Source organism: Aedoeadaptatus coli (assembly GCF_900343085.1).
In the GTDB taxonomy this organism is placed as follows: Bacteria; Bacillota; Clostridia; order Tissierellales; family Peptoniphilaceae; genus Aedoeadaptatus; species Aedoeadaptatus coli.
In genome coordinates this window covers 80,122-97,807 of the sequence record NZ_OPYI01000006.1, presented here as the reverse complement: position 1 = coordinate 97,807, position 17,686 = coordinate 80,122, and the positions used below count along the sequence as shown (strand labels likewise).

19 protein-coding genes are annotated in these 17,686 nt (G+C 51.6%); 10 read left to right on the top strand and 9 right to left on the bottom strand.

The window, feature by feature from the left end; all coding sequences use genetic code 11:
• Window positions 1–27: 27 nt before the first annotated feature.
• Genes DG046_RS04475 through rpmH form a run of 9 tightly spaced genes read right to left on the bottom strand, consistent with a single transcriptional unit; the run spans window position 28 to window position 6,723 of the window.
• Window positions 28–447 (bottom strand): UbiA prenyltransferase family protein, encoded by a 420-nt coding sequence (locus DG046_RS04475; protein WP_108831356.1) that lies wholly within the window; start codon window positions 445–447, stop codon window positions 28–30.
• 1 nt (window position 448) lies between these two features.
• Window positions 449–1,150, bottom strand: a complete 702-nt coding sequence (rsmG, locus tag DG046_RS04470) for a 16S rRNA (guanine(527)-N(7))-methyltransferase RsmG (protein WP_108831355.1) — start codon at window positions 1,148–1,150, stop codon at window positions 449–451.
• The gene (gene mnmG / locus DG046_RS04465; RefSeq protein ID WP_108831354.1) at window positions 1,131–3,038 is read right to left on the bottom strand and encodes a tRNA uridine-5-carboxymethylaminomethyl(34) synthesis enzyme MnmG; all 1,908 of its coding nucleotides are present in this window, start codon (window positions 3,036–3,038) and stop codon (window positions 1,131–1,133) included. The genes rsmG and mnmG overlap by 20 nt, the downstream gene beginning before the upstream one ends.
• Window positions 3,039–3,047: 9 nt before the next feature.
• Entirely contained in the window at window positions 3,048–4,406 is a 1,359-nt protein-coding gene (mnmE, locus tag DG046_RS04460; protein ID WP_108831353.1) for a tRNA uridine-5-carboxymethylaminomethyl(34) synthesis GTPase MnmE, read from the bottom strand.
• Window positions 4,407–4,444: 38 nt separating this feature from the next.
• The gene (gene jag / locus DG046_RS04455) at window positions 4,445–5,284 is read right to left on the bottom strand and encodes an RNA-binding cell elongation regulator Jag/EloR (RefSeq protein ID WP_108831352.1); all 840 of its coding nucleotides are present in this window, start codon (window positions 5,282–5,284) and stop codon (window positions 4,445–4,447) included.
• A 1-nt stretch (window position 5,285) separates the two neighbouring features.
• On the bottom strand, window positions 5,286–6,005 hold the full coding sequence (locus DG046_RS04450; RefSeq protein WP_234411457.1) for a YidC/Oxa1 family membrane protein insertase: 720 nt from the start codon (window positions 6,003–6,005) through the stop codon (window positions 5,286–5,288).
• 17 nt (window positions 6,006–6,022) lie between these two features.
• Complete coding sequence (gene yidD, locus DG046_RS04445; protein WP_108831351.1) at window positions 6,023–6,238, bottom strand: membrane protein insertion efficiency factor YidD; 216 nt, start codon at window positions 6,236–6,238, stop codon at window positions 6,023–6,025.
• Window positions 6,235–6,585, bottom strand: a complete 351-nt coding sequence (gene rnpA, locus DG046_RS04440; RefSeq protein ID WP_108831350.1) for a ribonuclease P protein component — start codon at window positions 6,583–6,585, stop codon at window positions 6,235–6,237. Before rnpA ends, yidD begins: the two co-directional genes overlap by 4 nt.
• 3 nt (window positions 6,586–6,588) lie before the next feature.
• Complete coding sequence (gene rpmH / locus DG046_RS04435; protein ID WP_077074495.1) at window positions 6,589–6,723, bottom strand: 50S ribosomal protein L34; 135 nt, start codon at window positions 6,721–6,723, stop codon at window positions 6,589–6,591.
• A 477-nt stretch (window positions 6,724–7,200) separates the two neighbouring features.
• On the opposite strand from rpmH, the gene dnaA reads away from it, so the two are divergent.
• From dnaA to DG046_RS04385, 10 genes are all read left to right on the top strand, one after another.
• Complete coding sequence (gene dnaA, locus DG046_RS04430) at window positions 7,201–8,535, top strand: chromosomal replication initiator protein DnaA (RefSeq protein ID WP_108831349.1); 1,335 nt, start codon at window positions 7,201–7,203, stop codon at window positions 8,533–8,535.
• A 156-nt stretch (window positions 8,536–8,691) separates the two neighbouring features.
• Window positions 8,692–9,789 carry a DNA polymerase III subunit beta gene (dnaN, locus tag DG046_RS04425; RefSeq protein WP_108831348.1) on the top strand — a complete coding sequence of 366 codons (1,098 nt, stop codon included), beginning with the start codon at window positions 8,692–8,694 and terminating at the stop codon, window positions 9,787–9,789.
• Window positions 9,786–10,007 (top strand): S4 domain-containing protein YaaA, encoded by a 222-nt coding sequence (gene yaaA, locus DG046_RS04420; RefSeq protein ID WP_108831347.1) that lies wholly within the window; start codon window positions 9,786–9,788, stop codon window positions 10,005–10,007. The genes dnaN and yaaA overlap by 4 nt, the downstream gene beginning before the upstream one ends.
• A gap of 57 nt (window positions 10,008–10,064) precedes the next feature.
• On the top strand, window positions 10,065–11,165 hold the full coding sequence (gene recF / locus DG046_RS04415; RefSeq protein WP_108831346.1) for a DNA replication/repair protein RecF: 1,101 nt from the start codon (window positions 10,065–10,067) through the stop codon (window positions 11,163–11,165).
• The gene (gyrB, locus tag DG046_RS04410) at window positions 11,159–13,078 is read left to right on the top strand and encodes a DNA topoisomerase (ATP-hydrolyzing) subunit B (RefSeq protein WP_108831345.1); all 1,920 of its coding nucleotides are present in this window, start codon (window positions 11,159–11,161) and stop codon (window positions 13,076–13,078) included. The genes recF and gyrB overlap by 7 nt, the downstream gene beginning before the upstream one ends.
• A 9-nt stretch (window positions 13,079–13,087) precedes the next feature.
• Window positions 13,088–15,514: a DNA gyrase subunit A gene (gyrA, locus tag DG046_RS04405; RefSeq protein WP_108831344.1), complete on the top strand. Its 2,427-nt coding sequence runs from the start codon at window positions 13,088–13,090 to the stop codon at window positions 15,512–15,514.
• Between the two features lie 54 nt (window positions 15,515–15,568).
• Window positions 15,569–15,883: an STAS domain-containing protein gene (locus DG046_RS04400; RefSeq protein ID WP_108831343.1), complete on the top strand. Its 315-nt coding sequence runs from the start codon at window positions 15,569–15,571 to the stop codon at window positions 15,881–15,883.
• Window positions 15,883–16,239: an ATP-binding protein gene (locus DG046_RS04395; RefSeq protein ID WP_108831342.1), complete on the top strand. Its 357-nt coding sequence runs from the start codon at window positions 15,883–15,885 to the stop codon at window positions 16,237–16,239. Before DG046_RS04400 ends, DG046_RS04395 begins: the two co-directional genes overlap by 1 nt.
• A 1-nt stretch (window position 16,240) precedes the next feature.
• A complete protein-coding gene (locus DG046_RS04390; RefSeq protein ID WP_108831341.1) occupies window positions 16,241–17,032 on the top strand; it encodes a SigB/SigF/SigG family RNA polymerase sigma factor in 792 nt (263 codons plus the stop codon).
• A complete protein-coding gene (locus DG046_RS04385) occupies window positions 17,029–17,661 on the top strand; it encodes a phosphate-starvation-inducible PsiE family protein (protein ID WP_108831340.1) in 633 nt (210 codons plus the stop codon). Before DG046_RS04390 ends, DG046_RS04385 begins: the two co-directional genes overlap by 4 nt.
• Window positions 17,662–17,686: the final 25 nt, after the last annotated feature.

Below are 17,686 nucleotides of genomic sequence, written 5' to 3'. Positions count from 1 at the left end.
GGAGTGTTCCATGTGGAACATTTCCGCTCAATTTTTTTCTTCTGATTTTGTTTCGTCCTCGATTGTTCCATGTGGAACATTTTTATCCTCTCGTTTTAAATAGATGACTTTTTCCTCGTCGGTCTTGCTATTCGTAATGACGATGCGCTCGTGGTCGTCGTCCGTTTTCTCCGGGTGCTCCTCTTTTTCGCGGGCCATGCGACGCTCCTTTAAGTACTCGCTTCTGGCATCCACGTATTCCCGGCGGGAGAGATAGATTAAATAGAGGGCCGCCACAATGGCCACGGCGGGAAAGAGGAAGCGGATCGGCTCGATAAATAAATCCCCCGCGCCCATGTAGGCGGCGCCGCTTACCAGACACAGGACGATTAAAACCGCGGCAGTCTTCGTGCGCTTTTTGTAGAGATTGTAGACGAGAAATGCCAGTGCCGGAATGTAAAAGATCATATTAGAGAGGATCCTTCCGCGGTTTGCCGCCACCTCGCGGATATTTCTCCGGCGTTCCCTTCACCTTTTTAATGACCACCAAATGGCGCTCGTCGCCGCCGGGAAGTCGGAGGTCCACAATTTCCTCGAGCTGTCCGCCTAAAATCTCCATGGCCCGCTTGGCTTCTTCAACCTCTTCCACACCTTCTGCGCCCTTCATGGCGATCAGATGACCGCCCAGGCGAACGAAGGGGAGGCAGTATTCCGACAAAATGGGAAGCCGCGCCACGGCGCGGGAGACGACGAGTCCGTATTGTTCGCGGAATTTTCTGTCTCGCCCGGCTTCTTCGGCCCGGCCGTGGAAGGTGCTTACATTGGTAAGGCCCAGCTCCTTCACCACGTGATCCAAAAAGGTGATCCGCTTATTTAAGCTGTCCATAAGATGCACATCCCGCTCCGGTGACACCATGGCGAGCACCATGCCGGGAAAGCCGGCACCGGTGCCTAAATCCAGAATCTTTCCCGTGCCTTCATAGGCCTTAACGAGGGTCGGTGTAAGGGAGTCGATAAAATGTTTGTCCATCATATCGTCTTCGTCGGTGATGCGGGTGAGATTCATGCGCTCGTTCCAGTCGAGGAGTATGTCGCCGTAGCGATCGAAGGCCTTGGTGGGGATCTCTAAGGGGAATTGTTTCAGATAGTCCTTACGCGTCTGCCAGTTCATTTGCCGCCTCCCTGTGTTTCTGTTCCAAATAAATCAACAGGACATTAATATCCGCCGGGCTCACACCGCTGATGCGGCTCGCCTGTCCCACGGATTCCGGTTGAATCTTCGAGAGTTTTTCCTTGGCTTCATTTCTGAGTCCGCCGATGGCATTGTAATCCAAATCCTTGGAAAGTATTTTCGTTTCCATCTTCCGGAATTTTTGAATTTGCGCCGCCTGCTTTTCGATATAGCCCTTGTAGCGAATGTCCGTCTCCACTTCGTCGATGACGTGGCGGGGAAGAGACGGCCTGTCGGGATCGAAGACGGCCAGTCGATCGTAGGTGAGCTCCGGCCGCTGCATAAGATTTAAAAGGGGCGTGGCGTTTTTAAGTGTGGCCGACCCGAGAGCCGCCAGTTTTTCGATGTTTTCGTCCGTTGGATTGATCTGAATGGAGGCCAACCGCGCCCGTTCCTTTTCGATGGCGTCCCGTCGCTCGATAAACTTTTCGTACTGCGCATCGCCCACCAATCCGATTTCCCGCCCAAGCTCCGTGAGGCGCAGATCCGCATTGTCCTGGCGCAGGGTGAGGCGATACTCCGCCCGGGCCGTCATCATGCGGTAGGGCTCACGGGTGCCCTTGGTGACGAGATCGTCGATTAAGACGCCTATATAGGCCTGATCCCGCCCCAAGATAAAGGGTTCTTTGCCCTCGATGGATAGGGCCGCGTTAATTCCCGCCATAAGCCCCTGCGCCGCCGCCTCTTCGTAGCCGCTGGAACCGTTGATCTGCCCCGCCATATAGAGATTCGGCGCGTCGGTGACCTGAAGGCTTAATCTGAGTTTCGTGGCGTCGATGGCGTCGTACTCGATGGCATATGCCGGGCGCATAAATTCGCAATTTTCCAGGCCGTCGATCTTTTTATAGAGGGCCATTTGCACCTCCACGGGCAGGGAAGAAGACACGCCCTGAACGTAGATTTCCTTGGTGTGGAGCCCCTCCGGCTCGAGGAAGACCTGGTGGCGATCCCGATCGGCGAAGCGGGTCACCTTGTCTTCGATGGAAGGGCAGTAGCGGGGGCCGATGCCCTCGATGTCCCCCATGGCCATGGCGGAGCGATGGATATTTTCTCGAATGATTTCGTGGCATTCGGGAGTCGTGTAAGTTAAGTAGCATTTAATCTGCTCCTTCTCGCTGTAATCCACGTCGAAGTTGGAGAAGGAGAAAGGCACGATTTTCTCATCGCCTAATTGCACGTCCATGCCCGTAAAGTCGATGGAATCCCGGTGCACCCGCGCCGGCGTCCCGGTCTTCATGCGCATGGTCTTAAGGCCCAGGCCCTCGATGGCAGAAGTAAGCTGATTGGCGGGCTGCATGCCGTCGGGACCGGAGGCGTAGTTCACCTCGCCCATAAAGACCCTGCCGCGAAGGTAGGTTCCCGTGGCCAAAATGGTCTTCTTGGATTTGTAAATGGCGCCGCTCTTTCCGATCACGCCTGAAACTTCCCCGTCTTCCATGTAAAAATCCACGGCCTCGTCCTGAATCAGGTAGAGATTTTTCGTGTTTTCCAAGGTCTCCTTCATGGCGGCGTGGTAGTCCCACTTGTCCGCCTGAGCCCTGAGGGAGTGAACCGCCGGGCCCTTGGAGCGATTCAACATGCGGCATTGAATAAAGGTCTTGTCGATGTTTCTTCCGATTTCGCCGCCCAATGCGTCGATTTCCCGCACCAAATGGCCCTTTCCCGTGCCCCCCACATTGGGATTGCAGTTCATGGCCGCCACGGCATTTAAATTAATGGTAAGAATGGCCACAGAATGGCCCATGCGCGCCGCCGCCAGAGCCGCTTCGCAGCCCGCGTGGCCCGCGCCGACGACGACGATATCGACGGTTTTCGCTAAAAAATTCATTTTCGCTCCTTATTTTCCGATACAAAATTTAGAGAACACGTGGTCCAATACTTCCTCGCCGGCGGTTTGGCCGGTGATTTCGCCTAATTTCAAAAACGCATCCTCCACATAGACCTCGGCGAGATCCAATCCGATACCCGAACGTATGTCCTCCACCGCTTTCGAAAGGGATTCCACGGCTTCTGAAAGAAGAAGCTTGTGGCGCAGGGAGTAGATCTGAATCTCGTCTTCTTCGATGGTGCCGGATAGGAACCAGGACTCGATTAAATCCTCCACGGCGGCGAGGCCCTCGTCTCGAATAAAGCTGGTCTCAATGACGGCGCCGGGGAAGTAGGCCTCCATGGCCTCTTTATCCAAGACCGACCCGAGATCCTGCTTGTTTAAGAGGCAAATCACCCGCTTGTCCTTGATCCGCTCGATGATTTCCATGTCCTCTTCTTCAAGGGGGCGGGAGGCGTCGAAGAGGGCGATAATAAGATCCGCCTCCTCCATGCTCGCCATGGCCCGCTCGATGCCGATCTGCTCGATGGTGTCCTCGGTCTTTCGAATCCCCGCCGTGTCCTGAATGCGAAGGTGGATCCCGTCAAGGGAATAACTCGCCTCGAGCACGTCCCGAGTGGTGCCGGGAATGTCCGTGACGATGGCCTTGTCTTCTCGGAGCATCTTATTTAAGAAGGAACTCTTTCCCACATTTGGCTTGCCCACAATGGCCGTGGCGATGCCTTCCTGCACCAGTTTGCCTCGGGTAAAGGTGGATTCCAAGGCCTTCATTTCGGCTAAAATCTCCTCGCAGGTGGTGATCAGGGCGCTTACATCCACGGGCTCCACCTCTTCCGTGGAAAAGTCGATGTCCGCCACTAAATGGGCCAAAGTGTCCTTGATCCGCGTGCGAAAGCCCTCGATCTTTCGGTACAAATGGCCGGTAAGCTGGCGGGCGCTCTGCTTCTGGGCCGAGACGCTTTCCGCTTCGATCATGTCGATAATGGCCTCGGCCTCCGTTAAATCGAGCTTGCCGTTTAAAAAGGCGATCTTCGTAAACTCGCCTCGCTTCGCCGGCTCCGCCCCGGCGGAAATAAAGCAGTTTAAAATCCGCTCCAGGCCGATGCGACTGCCGTGGGCCTGGATTTCCACCATGTCCTCGCCTGTGTAGCTGAAGGGCGCGCGAAAGGCCACGGCCAAGACCTCATCCACCACCTCGCCGTCGGAGACGATGTGGCCGTAGAGAAGCTTTCGGTCGTTTGCCGGATCATCAAGACTCTGTTTTCCCCGAAAAAAGCCGCAGGCCAGAGAAATGGCCTCATCTCCGCTTAATCGCACGATGCCGATCCCCGCGGGAGACTTCGCCGTAGAAATAGCCGCAATTGTCATAGTAGTCAACCTTTCCTATAAAAAAGCCTTCATAGAGACTATGAAGGCTGGGATGTATCCTTATGAATGACGACGCGCCTGTGAGGATCTTTCCCCTCGCTCCGCGTTCGAATGCCGTCGACATTGGCCAGGCAGGCGTGAATAATTCGCCTTTCCTGTGCATTCATCGGCTCCAATTTAATGGATTTATTCGTCTTTAATACTTTGTTCGCCGTCTTGCCGGCGATGCGCTTCAGCACCTGCTCCCGCTTCTTGCGGTAGCCGCTGCAGTCCACGATGACCCGGCGAAATTCATCGCTCCGTTGGTTCACCATGGCGGAAAGCACGATTTGAATGCCGTTTAAAGTGGATCCGTGCTTGCCGATGACAATGCCCGTTTCCTCTTTCTTGCCGTCGATGGACACGTCGATTTCATTTTCATTGAAATCCACGGACAGGGTATAGGCCAAATCCATGGCTCCCATAATTCGGTCGATGTAGTCGCGAATCATGGCTTCCATTTCCTCGTCGTTTAAGCGCTCGAAAGCCGGTTCCTCCGGCGTCGATTCGGCTTCTTCCTCTTCTTCGGATTCTACGGAAACCTCGTCCGCTTCCTCATCCTCCGTCGCTTCTTGCGCTTCTTGTTGGGCTTTTTCGTCCAAAACCGTGCGCACGGTTTGGATTTCTTCGTCCTTTAAAATAGATTCCACAATGTCCTTGTGGTCCATTTTTTTCTTCACCTTGACAATAGCATCCTTGCCCCCAATCAGCCCCAAAAAGCCGCCGGAGGGCTCTTCAATTACTTCGATTTCCACCTCATCGCGGGTGGCTTTCAACTCGAGGAGGGCCTTTTCCACGGCCTCGTCGATGGTTTTTGCCGATTGAATGGAGAAATTCATGCTATGCCTCCGCTTCTTTTTCTTTTTCGATAATTTTGTTGCTCACATATTGTTGGAAAATCGTGTAGATACTACCGACGATCCAGTACAAGACCAAACCCGCCGCCATCTTTCTCGCGAAAACGAAGATCATAATGGGCATCATCATGGACATGGTGCGCATCATTTGCTCCGATTGCTCCGTGGACGGCGCCTTGTTGCTCTTTTGCACGATGTAGGTGGACAGCCAGGTGAAAAAGGCTGCGATAACGGGGAAAATCATCCCCGTGGGGTCCACCTTATCGAGGTTTTGTATAAAAAAGAAATTTTTCTGTATGGACGCGTAAAATTCCGGATTCGTAAAGGCAAATTTCGTCGGGAACATAAAGATCCGATAAAAGGCCAGGAGAACGGGGAATTGAACCAGCATGGGCAGACAGCCGCTTAAAGGATTAAATTGCGCTTCCTTGTAGAGCTGAGACTGTTTTTGCGCCAAGAGTTGCGGGTCTTTTTCGTATTTTTTTTGAATTTTTTTCATTTCCGGCTGCAATTTCGCCATCTTCAGCTGGTTTTTCGTTTGGAATAAATTTAAAGGCAAAAGGGCCAAACGGAAAAGCAGGGTCGTGATAATGATGGAAATCGCATAAAAGGAAATCATCTTCGGTTCCGACCCGATTCCCGCCAAGAAACTGTAAATGGCGTGGAGAAGGGTGCCGAAGAAACTCGCTAAAGCGTTAATCAAGTGAACTTCCTCCTAATCTATGGAAGTGGATCATAGCCGCCCTTATGAAAAGGGTGACAGCGTAAAACGCGCCTTACAGTTAAATAAAGCGCCTTAAAGAACGGGTATGTTGAAAAAGCTTCGTAGCCGTATTGGCTGCACGTCGGATAAAAGCGACAGTGCGCCCCGGGCAATACATAAGGAGAAATCACTTTTTGGTAAAAACGAATCAGTCCCAAGGCCAAAGTCCTCATGACTTTTTGCCCCCCTTTAGAAACTTCGATACGCGAAACAGATGGTAAAAGGCGGATTTTATGGTTTTAAAATCTAAATCCGCCACATTATTTTTGACGACGATGACGTAGTCGTAGCCCGGCGTGAGGCGCGGATACGCTTCCTGATAAAGGGCTTTCAGCCGTCTTTTTATTTTATTGCGAACAACGGCCTTGCCCACCTTCTTGTTGATGGAAAAACCCATCCTGGAATGGGCCAGGCCGTTTCGCTTGACGTAAAGAGTAAAATTTCTGTTACCGAACGTTTTTCTCTTCCTATATACTTTTTTAAAATCCCCGTCTTTCGTCAGAAAGTACTTTTTTTCCATGGATTATGCGGAAAGTCTTTTTCTTCCCTTAGCTCTGCGGGCGCGCAAAACCTTACGACCGCCGCGCGTTCTCATGCGCGCACGAAAACCGTGTTCTCTTTTTCTTTGTTTGCGTTTCGGTTGGTACGTTCTTTTCATGATTACACCTCCTCTGTCGGGATAAAAAAATGCCCAATGGACCTATTTTTTTAAATACACTCTATATATTATAGGGACTCATCCCCTTGAAGTCAATGAATATAGAGGAATTTCCTCTCTTCGCCCGCAAAAAAAATCGCTGAAGGACGGATTTTTAAAGGCCCGTGGAGGCGCCGGGCATGTTGATAACTTTTTTGTATTTGTGTATAATTATTTCGAGCCTGTGAATAAAAAGATCGCCTGTCGATACATTGTAGTTATTCACACTCTGTGTATAACTTGTTGATAAGTATCTTCTTTTCACGAAATTTCCCGTAAAATACGAATAAACAGTCCCGGTTTATAAACAAATGAATTCCGAGTCATTGTTCATAAACAGTTTATCCCCACAATCCACAATCTTGTGGATTTTTTCATCCATAGGGAATTTTTCCACATGTGAATATGTTAATACATAGCTTTAAGGAGCGACCGTCTATGTCAACCGATGTTAAAACCCTGTGGGACGATGCCTTTCAATTGATTCTCGAAGAAAACCTCTACGAGTCCCAAATCAATACCTGGTTTCGCCCGATTCAACCCATCGCCATTCGCGACGACGCCTTGATTTTAGGCGTGAGCCGTGAATTCGTCTTAAATCATTTAAAAAAGAACAATAACAATTACAAAAACCTCATTCGCCGCGTCGTAAAAGAAGTCGGCGGAAGGGATTTGGACATTCAATTCGTCCTCACTGCCGACGGGGAGGGCCGGGCCATGCCCGCGGAAAATGCCGCCGAATCCCTGTCTCATTTAAATCCGAAATACATCTTCGATTCCTTCGTCGTGGGCCAGTCCAATCAATTTGCCCACGCGGCCTCCTTGGCCGTGGCGGAAAATCCCATCGAAGCCCACGCTAATCCCCTGTTTATCTACGGCGGCGTCGGTTTGGGTAAAACCCACTTAATGCACGCCATCGGCCATTTTATGCATCGAAACGATCCGAACAAGCGGATTTTGTACGTGACCAGCGAACAGTTTACCAACGAATTTATCGCATCCATTCAAACCAATCGCAACGAGGAATTCCGCAGAAAGTATCGGTCCCAAGACCTGCTTTTAATCGACGACATTCAATTTATCGCCGACAAGGAATCCACCATGGACGAGTTTTTCCACACCTTTAACGAGCTCCACGCCCGGGACAAGCAAATTGTACTCACCAGCGACAAGCCGCCGAAGGACATTCAAAAACTGGAGCAGCGGCTTATTTCCCGCTTCGCCTGGGGCCTCGTGGTGGACATTCAGGCGCCGGATCTGGAAACCCGCATCGCTATATTAAGGAACAAAGCCGAAAGCGACGGCTTCGACGTTCCCGACGAGGTGATCAATTACATCGCCACCCACGTAAAGAGCAATATTCGTGAACTGGAAGGGGCCCTGTCTCGGGTTACAGCCTATTCCAAACTCACCACCGGCGTCATTACGGAAGAGACGGCGGCGACAGTGCTGAAAGATATCTACGAAAACAACCGACCCGTCGCCATTACGGTGGAGCGAATCAAGGACGTGGTTTGCGAAAAGTATCAATTAACTGTGGAGCAAATGGACAGCAAAAAGCGCTCCCGCCCCTTGGCCTATCCCCGACAAATCGCCATGTTCCTGACCCGGGAGCTGACGGATATGTCTCTTCCGAAAATCGGTCAGGAATTCGGCGGAAGGGATCACTCCACGGTGATTCACGCCTGCGATAAGATAAAAGACGATATGGAAAAAGACACCAATCTCTACGTCACCATCGAATCGTTGAAGGAAACCATTAAGGGCAATTAGTCGGATTGTGGATAAAAGAGAAACCATCCACGGGGATATCCATAAATTATCCACAGGATGATCACGACGCGGATCCTTTTAAAGGGGACTATCCACAAATTCACAGCCCCTACTACGAATACGAAGTACTAATCTAATAGTTGAGGAGGAAAGCATTTGAAATTTCAAATCGAAAAATCCGCATTGGCTTCCATCGTTTCCACCGTCTCCCGGGCCATTTCGGCAAAGACGAGCATGCAAATATTGGAAGGCATCTATATGGAGGCCACGGAAGATCAATTGATCCTTAGAGCTACGGACACGGAAATCTCTATGGAATCCCGCCACGCCTGTTTCGTGGAAGAAGCGGGAAGCATCGTATTAAATGCCTCTTTATTCGGAGACATTGTGCGCAAGCTCCCCAACGCCATGGTGCATATAAAAAGCGAAGGCCAAAAGCTTTCCTTGGTCTGCGAGCAGTCGCAATTTGAAATCATGGGCCAAAATCCGGAGGAATACCCGCAGCTTCCGGAACTGGGCGGCGACGAAAAAATCGTGGTCACCGGCGAAGCCTTGCTAAAGGCCTTTAAAGAGACCCAATTCGCCACATCCAACGACGACATGCGCATCGTCTTAACCGGCGTGCTCCTAGACGTTCAGCCGGAAGGCATTACCTTCGTGGCCCTGGACGGCTACCGCATGGCCTTAAGCCGCATTCGGGGAGAACAGTCCGTGCGTCGGGATTTAATCTTGCCGGCGAGAGGTGTGTCGGAAATCGCAAAGCTTATCGACGAAACCAAGACCCTTACGCTGGAAATCGGAAACAACCACGTCTTGATTCAATTCGACGAGACGAAATTTTTCACCAAGCTCTTAAACGGCGAATTTTTCCGCTACAACAGCCTGATCCGCACGGAACACGACGTGAAAGTGACCTGTGACAGAAAACAGTTAATCGACGCCTTGGAGCGGGCCAGTTTAATGACGGGCAAGGAGCGAAACGGCTTGGTGCGTCTGGAAATTAAAGACGATCAAATCGAAATCCTCTCCAATTCCGAAGTGGGGAAGGTTCACGAAACCATTCGCGCCGAAAAGACGGGGAATGATCTCACCATCGCCTTTAACGCCCGCTACTTATTGGAAGGAATTCGCGTCATGGACGAGGAGACCATTTCCCTCGGCTTTACCGACGCGGTGAATCCCTGCATTATTACGCCCTTGGAAGGGACGGACAGCCTGTATCTCGTCTTGCCCGTAAGGTTGGCCAATCTATGAAAATAACGACGGACTACATTAAGCTCGACAGCTTTTTAAAAAACGTGCAGTGGGTGGATTCCGGCGGCATGGCAAAAATGGTGGTCGCCGACGGCCTGGTCTATGTAAACGGCGAAATGGAACAGCGTCGGGGCAGAAAGCTCTACCCGGGCGATGTGGTGGAGTTTATGGGAGAAAAAGACACCATCGAGAAGGACGAGACCCATTTGTCGGAATAGAACATTTGTACTATACTAAGGGAAACGAATGAAAATTCAACGGGGCGGGAGGACGATGTGTTTGTATCTGAATTAAACATGGTCTCGTTTCGAAACCATCGCCGCCTTTTTGTGGATTTGGAACCGAAAATGTACCGCATCATCGGGCCCAACGGCACGGGTAAGACGAATTTTTTAGAGGCCATTTACTTAGCCATGACGGGGCGCAGTTTTAAAACCGCTTCGTTAAAAGAAGTGATCGCCTTCGGCGAGGAGAGCGCCTTTGTGGCGGCCACCGTGGTCATGGATGACTTCGCCAGGGACATGGAGATCACCGTAAAAAAAGACAAGCGCCGCTTTCTCAGGGATCACAATCCCGTAAAAAACACCTCGGCCTACGGTCGGGGCATGGGCGTGGTGCTCTTCGAGCCCGGGCACCTGCAAATGGTGCAAGGGTCTCCCTCGAGGCGCCGGGCATTTATCGACGACATGCTCCGCATGCTCTCTTCCGCCTACGACGATGCCTACACGTCCTACTACCACGTACTCTATCAGCGAAACGTCGTACTCAGAAAGCTTCGGGATATGGATCTTTTAGACGTCTACGACCGAAGTTTGGCAAATTATGCGGCGGTGATTTTAAGGGAGCGGCTGAAATTTTTAAAGCGCATGGCCGCCTCCGTTTCGACCTATTACGAAGCCATCGCAGGCGAGGGCGAGGGCCTGGAGCTGCGCTACAAGGCGTCTTTTCCCGTGGTATTGGACGGGGAGTTGGAGACTGCCTTTTACGAAAGCCTGAAACAGAGACGCGAAACGGATCGGGAGCGGGGGCGGACGTCCATCGGCCCCCATTTGGACGATTTGTCTTTTCTCTTAAACGGCGAGGAAGCGAAGAAATTCGCCTCTACGGGCCAGATACGAAGCATCGTCCTGGCCATGAAGTGCATGGAAATCGACCGCATCGGCGAGCAGGTGGGCGAAGCCCCGGTGGTGCTTTTAGACGACGTCTTGTCGGAGCTGGACGAGAAGCGGCGGCGGATGCTGCTTTCCATGATTAAGGGCCAATGCTTTATTACGGCGGCGGAGCCTATGGAGGCCTTGGAAGAGGCGGCGGAAGCCATTGATTTAATCGAATTAAAAAAGAGCGCAGACGATCTGCGCGAGGAGGATTTATGGTAAGGGAAAATGAATACAATGCCGGAAACATACAGGTATTAACGGGCCTCGAGCCGGTTCGTAAACGCCCGGGCATGTACATCGGCTCCACGGGCCCCAAAGGCTTGCACCACTTGGTCTACGAAGTGGTGGATAATTCCATCGACGAAATTTTAGCCGGCCGCTGCGATCAGGTCATTGTGGAACTGAACAAAGACGGCTCTGTTTCCGTGCGCGACAACGGCAGCGGCATCCCCGTGGACATTCATCCCCAAACGAAAAAATCCACCGTAGAAACCGTCCTTACCATTCTCCACGCCGGGGGAAAATTCGACAGCAATGCCTACAAAGTCTCCGGCGGCCTTCACGGCGTCGGCGTCAGTGTGGTCAACGCCCTGTCGAAAAAACTCATCGCCCACGTGCGGCGGCAGGGAAAAGCCTACGAACAGGTCTTTTCCAGGGGTATTCCCCAAACGGAACTTACCGTCGTAGAAGAAGGGGTAAAGGACACGGGCACTACCATTACTTTCTGGCCGGACGAAGACATATTTAAGGAAACCGTGGAATTCAGCCGGGAGGTATTGGCCCGTCGCTTCCGGGAAATGGCCTTTTTAAACAAGGGCGCCTACATCGAATTTATCGACCACCGAGACGAAGAAGAATTTAAGGAAATCTACCACTACGTCGGCGGCATAAAAAGCTATGTGGAATACATTAACCGAAACAAAAAGCCCATTCACGACAAAATTCTCTACGTGGACGAAACGGATTCAGACACCAATGTGGAAATCTCGATTCAGTACACAGACAGCTACCGGGAGACGGTCTTATCCTTCGCCAACAATATCAACACGGAAGAAGGGGGCACCCACTTATCGGGCTTTCGGAGCGCTCTGACCAAGAGCATTAACGAGTACGGCAGAAAATACAACTACATTAAAGAGAAGGAAGAAAACCTCTCCGGCGACGACGTGCGGGAAGGGATCAGCGCCGTCATCAGCGTGAAGATTCCCGATCCCCAATTCGAAGGCCAAACCAAGGCCAAGCTCGGCAATTCCGAGACCAAGGCCATTGTAGAGCGGGTGTTGAACAACTACTTAGCCGCCTTTTTGGAAGAAAATCCGAAAATCGGAAAGATTATATTAACGAAGGCCCTTTCTGCCCGCCGAGCCAGAGAAGCGGCGAGAAAGGCGCGGGATTTGACGCGAAAGCGTTCTATTTTGGACAACACGCCCCTTCCCGGCAAGCTCGTGGACTGCCAGTTAAACGACAACGAAAAGACCGAGATCTTTTTGGTGGAAGGGGACTCCGCCGGCGGCAGTGCCAAGGGCGGGCGGGACAGCAGCTATCAGGCCATTTTGCCCCTTCGCGGAAAGATCATGAACGTGGAAAAGGCGCGCATGGACAAGATTTTAAACTCCAACGAAATTCGCGCCATGATCACCGCCTTCGGCACGGGCATCGACACGGAATTCGACATCGAAAAACTCCGCTACGGAAAAATCATCATTATGACCGATGCGGACGTGGACGGCGCCCACATTCAAACCCTGCTCTTGACCTTCCTTTTCCGCCACCTGCCCGAGCTGATCGAAGCGGGACACGTCTTTGTGGCTAAGCCGCCCCTTTACGGCATTAAGCGGGGATCGAAGGTGCTGGAATACTGCTACAACGAAGAAGAGCTGCAAGAGGCCATGAATCGCCTGGGCCGGGACAAGAATTTAAAAATCGGTCGCTACAAAGGTCTCGGTGAAATGAACGCGGAAGAGCTCTGGGAAACCACCATGAATCCGGAACACCGGGTGCTCCTTCGCGTGAGCGTAGACGACGCCCAAATGGCCGACGAAGTATTTTCCATGCTTATGGGCCAGGAAGTGGCGCCGCGGCGGGAATTTATCGAAGAAAATGCAATTTACGTCGAAAACATCGACGCCTAGGAGGATACAGTGGCAAAATTTGCAAATGAAAGCGGCATTCAAGACGTCGTCTTAGAAAAAGCCATGAAAAAGGCTTACTTAGAATATTCCATGAGCGTCATCGTCGCCCGGGCCTTGCCCGACGTGCGGGACGGCTTAAAGCCCGTGCATCGCCGTATTCTCTACGGCATGCAACAGCAGGGCCTTACGCCGGATAAGCCTCACAGAAAAAGCGCCCGCCTCGTCGGGGACGTTATGGGGAAGTATCACCCCCACGGGGACTCGTCCATTTACGACGCCGTGGTGCGTTTGGCCCAGGACTTTAACATTCGCTACCCCCTCGCCGACGGCCAGGGGAACTTCGGTTCCATGGACGGGGACAGCCCGGCGGCCATGCGTTACACGGAAGTGCGCATGTCGAAGTTGGCCATGGAAATGTTGAGAGACATCAATAAAGACACCGTGGACTTCGTGCCCAATTTCGACGAAGAATTGACGGAACCTTCGGTGCTGCCCTCGCGCTTTCCCAATCTCTTGGTCAACGGCTCCGCCGGCATCGCCGTGGGCATGGCCACCAATATGGCCCCCCACAATATGAACGAAGTCATCGACGGGGTCATCGCCTACATGGAAGACGAAACCATTTCTCTGGAAAAGATGATGACCCACATTAAGGGGCCGGATTTTCCTACCGGCGCCTTCATTATGGGCAAAGAAGGCATTAAGGAAGCCTACAAAACCGGCCGCGGCAAGGTAAAAGTGCGGGCGCGGGCGGAAATCGAGCCCTTAAAGAGCAAGTACCAAATCGTGGTGACGGAATTTCCCTATCAAGTGAACAAGGCGCGGGTCATCGAAAAAATCGCCGAGCTCGTGAAGGACAAAAAAATCGACGGCATCTCCGACATTCGCGACGAATCCAACCGCCGCGGCGTGCGCATGGTGGTGGAACTGAAGCGGGACGCCAATCCCCACGTGGTTTTAAATCGCCTTTATAAGGAAACCCAGCTGCAAATCACCTTCGGCATCATCAATCTCGCCTTGGTGGACGGGGTGCCGAAAGAATTGACTCTGCTCGAGCTTATTCACTACTACGTTATGCATCAGCGGGATGTCGTGACCCGACGCAGTACCTTCGACTTAAACAAGGCTAAGGCCCGGGTGCACATTATCGAGGGCTTGAAACTCGCCATCGATCATATCGACGAAATCATCGAAATCGTCAAGAGCTACCGCACCGACGAGGAGATCAAGGCGAAATTTACCGAGCGCTTCGGCCTCACCGACGTGCAGGGCCAGGCCATTTTGGACATGCGCATCAAGCGCTTAAGCGGCCTGCAAGTGGAAAAGCTGGAAGAAGAGTATCGGGAACTCTTGGCCCTCATCGAAAAATTGGAGCTCATCCTCTCCGATCCCAAGGTCTTGGATAAGACCATTCAAGAGGAACTCTTGGAGATCAAGGAAAAATACGGCGATTTGCGCCGCACGGTGATCACGAAATCCGACGGGGAAATGGAAGATGCCGATCTCATCGAAGACGAAGAAGTGGTAGTCACCCTCACCAATTCCGGCTACATTAAACGCATGCCCGAAGGCACCTACAAGCCCCAACACCGCGGCGGCCAGGGAATCAGCGCCTTAAACAAAAAGGCCGACGACTTCGTCACCAGCCTCTTCATTACATCCACCTTGGATACAATTCTGTTCTTTACCGACTGCGGCCAAGTGTATAAGAAACAGGCCTACGAAATTCCCGCCGCCGGAAGAAATGCCAAGGGCACGGCCATCGTAAACCTGCTTCAATTGGAAGAAGGGGAGCGGATCCAAAGCATTATCCCCATCGATCAGGTGGCGGACGACGACAATCTCTTCCTCGTCACCCGTCGCGGCTACATTAAAAAGACGAAAATGGGCGAATACAAAAACATTCGCAAAAACGGCCTCATTGCCATGGGCTTAAGAGAAGGCGACACCATGATCGGCGGCATTCAATGCGGCGACGACGACGATTTAATCTTTGTCACGAAAAAAGGCATGTCCCTGCGCTTCAAGGGCGGCGAGCTGAGAGAACAGGGCCGCACGGCCATGGGCGTCATCGGCATTCGCCTGGACGAAGACGACGAAGTGGTAAGCTTTGTAAAGGCCGAAGAGGGCAAGACCCTGGCCGTCATCAGCGAATATGGCTACGGCAAGCGCACGGCCATGGAAGAATACAAGGTGCAAAATCGCGGCGGCAAGGGTCTGATCACCTACCGCATCAAGGAAAAAACCGGCCAATTGGTGTCGGCGAAAGTCTTAAACGACGGGGACGAAATCATGATGATCTCCGAAGACGGCGCCATTATTCGCCTGAAGGCGGAATCCATTTCCATTTTAGGGCGGGCCACCTCCGGCGTGAAGCTCATGAATATTAAAGACAGCCACATCGTCGCCGTGGCCGAATACGTCGGGGAAGAATAAATGTATTGCCCCCGGGGCTTGCGATGATATACTAAGAGAGAAAAGGAGGGCGGAATGTTTACACTGAAAATAAAAGATGACGGGGAACGCTTGCGTCTCATTCCCTGCGGCGAAATGGATATGTATTACACGGCTCAATTTAAAGAAGAAGCCGTCGCCGCCTACGACGCCCACAAGAAAAACATCCTCGTGGATGCCGCGGATTTAGCTTACGTGGATTCCACCGGGCTCGGCGGCTTTATTTACCTGCTCAATTACGTCAAGGAAAACGGCCACGAAGTGCACATCGAGCACTTGGATCCCAATGTAAAGAAGCTCTTTACCATTACGAAATTAGACAAATTGTTTCATATCGAAGGAGAGGCCTAATGGGAGATAAAGTCTATTTAACCATTCCGGCCAAGCCCCGCTACCTTTCCCTGGCGCGCTTAAACGTGTCGGGGATTTGCGTGGAAGAAGACATCGATATGGACACCTTGGGAGACATTCGCCTGCTTCTTACGGAAAGCTGCAATCTTTCCTTCGCCATGGGCATGAACGATGCCATCGACATCGTCATGGAGCCGGAAGAAGGCGCCATTCGCTTCCGCGTCTCCGGCATCAGCGAGGAAAAAGTCGAGGCCGATGAGCGCTTGGCCATTACGGCCATGATTATCGAGTCTTTGGCCGACGAAGTCTCCTACGACGACGATCAATTGGTCGTTTACAAAACCTTCGGAGCATAAAATGGACAAAGAAGCCTACTACAACATGGATCGGCCCCTTTCCAAAGCGAAGCGAAAAGAATTATTTGCCGAATACGCCGAAACCGACGACAAGACCCTTCGGGACATTTTAATCGAAGAGCACCTTTACATCGCCGAAATTCTGGCGAAAAAATACACGGGAAAAGGCATCGACTACGACGATATCTTTCAAGTGGCCTCCATGGGCCTGATTTTTGCCGTGGAGCGCTACGATCCGTCCAAGGGCTTTGAATTTTCGTCGTTTGCCACGCCCACCATTATCGGCGAGATTAAAAAATACTTTCGAGACAAGGGTTGGACCATTCGCGTGCCCCGCCGGGTGCAGGAGTTGTCGAAAAAAATCAACGACGCCAAATTGACCCTGGCGCAGCAAAACCAAAAGACCCCCACCATCTCGGACATCGCGGAGTTTTTAGATATTTCCACGGCGGAAGTGCTGGAGGTTATGGAAGCGTCGAAAGTCTATGCGCCGGAGAGTTTGGACATGAATTTCGACTCGGGGAGTGAAGACCGGGATCTGTCCCGCGGCGACAAAATCGGCGTGGAAGAGGAGTACTTCAATAAAGTCGAGTTGAACGACTTTATTCAGCGGGCCATGGAAAATTTTAACGATGTGGAAAAAACCATCTTAATCGACCGCTACCAGTACCGGAAGACCCAAGTGTCCATCGCGGAAAAATTGGGTATTTCCCAAATGACTGTGAGCCGCATCGAGAAAAAGCTGTTGGAAAAGATGCGTAAGGAAATGGAAAAGTCCGGAGAAATGGGATGAATCGAAAGAAATATATTACGAGGCTCCAAAGCTTGCTCTACGCCTTGGAATTTGCCATGGCCGTCACCATTATTATCGGGATCGTCACTTCCGTCCCCGATCTTTTTAAATACATGGTGGACATCGCTTACAGCACCAAGGGAAGCAGCTATCAGCTCTTTCAGGATTTTCTCTCCCACGTCCTCTTAATGGTCATCGGCCTGGAATTTGTGGCCATGTTGATCAATCACGAGGAATACCAAATCATCTACATTATGATTATGGTGGTGGCGAGAAAAATGCTGATTTACGGCGACAATACCCAAGATCTTTTTATCGGCGTTTTGGCCATCGCCGTCTTGTTTATCGTGCGCAAATACTTTACCATTCACAAAATCCTCGCCAACGCCGGCGTGGCTATTTTCGATGCGCAGACGAGAATGGAGAAGGTCAACGAACACCTGGTAAGGGACATCGAGAGCAGAGAAGAGATCCTCGGCGACTACATTCAAAAAATCTTCGACGAACAGGATAAAATCGTGGAACCGGGCGCCGTGGTGGAAGACGAACGCTACGTTTATCAAGTGGAGGAAATGGACGAAGGACGCATGACCATGATCGCCTTGGAAGATAAATATAAAGGAATGTAAAAGATTTTCTGCAAGGCGCGGATAT

Bases quoted from the DNA above. Each gene is read 5' to 3' on its own strand.
- DG046_RS04475 (WP_108831356.1), bottom strand. From the start codon at position 447: ATGATCTTTTACATTCCGGCACTGGCATTTCTCGTCTACAATCTCTAC.
- DG046_RS04385 (WP_108831340.1), top strand. From the start codon at position 17,029: ATGAATCGAAAGAAATATATTACGAGGCTCCAAAGCTTGCTCTACGCC.
- DG046_RS04390 (WP_108831341.1), top strand. From the start codon at position 16,241: ATGGACAAAGAAGCCTACTACAACATGGATCGGCCCCTTTCCAAAGCG.
- DG046_RS04395 (WP_108831342.1), top strand. From the start codon at position 15,883: ATGGGAGATAAAGTCTATTTAACCATTCCGGCCAAGCCCCGCTACCTT.
- rnpA (WP_108831350.1), bottom strand. From the start codon at position 6,585: ATGGAAAAAAAGTACTTTCTGACGAAAGACGGGGATTTTAAAAAAGTA.
- DG046_RS04400 (WP_108831343.1), top strand. From the start codon at position 15,569: ATGTTTACACTGAAAATAAAAGATGACGGGGAACGCTTGCGTCTCATT.
- yidD (WP_108831351.1), bottom strand. From the start codon at position 6,238: ATGAGGACTTTGGCCTTGGGACTGATTCGTTTTTACCAAAAAGTGATT.
- rpmH (WP_077074495.1), bottom strand. From the start codon at position 6,723: ATGAAAAGAACGTACCAACCGAAACGCAAACAAAGAAAAAGAGAACAC.
- rsmG (WP_108831355.1), bottom strand. From the start codon at position 1,150: ATGAACTGGCAGACGCGTAAGGACTATCTGAAACAATTCCCCTTAGAG.
- gyrB (WP_108831345.1), top strand. From the start codon at position 11,159: ATGGTAAGGGAAAATGAATACAATGCCGGAAACATACAGGTATTAACG.
- mnmE (WP_108831353.1), bottom strand. From the start codon at position 4,406: ATGACAATTGCGGCTATTTCTACGGCGAAGTCTCCCGCGGGGATCGGC.
- jag (WP_108831352.1), bottom strand. From the start codon at position 5,284: ATGAATTTCTCCATTCAATCGGCAAAAACCATCGACGAGGCCGTGGAA.
- mnmG (WP_108831354.1), bottom strand. From the start codon at position 3,038: ATGAATTTTTTAGCGAAAACCGTCGATATCGTCGTCGTCGGCGCGGGC.
- dnaA (WP_108831349.1), top strand. From the start codon at position 7,201: ATGTCAACCGATGTTAAAACCCTGTGGGACGATGCCTTTCAATTGATT.
- yaaA (WP_108831347.1), top strand. From the start codon at position 9,786: ATGAAAATAACGACGGACTACATTAAGCTCGACAGCTTTTTAAAAAAC.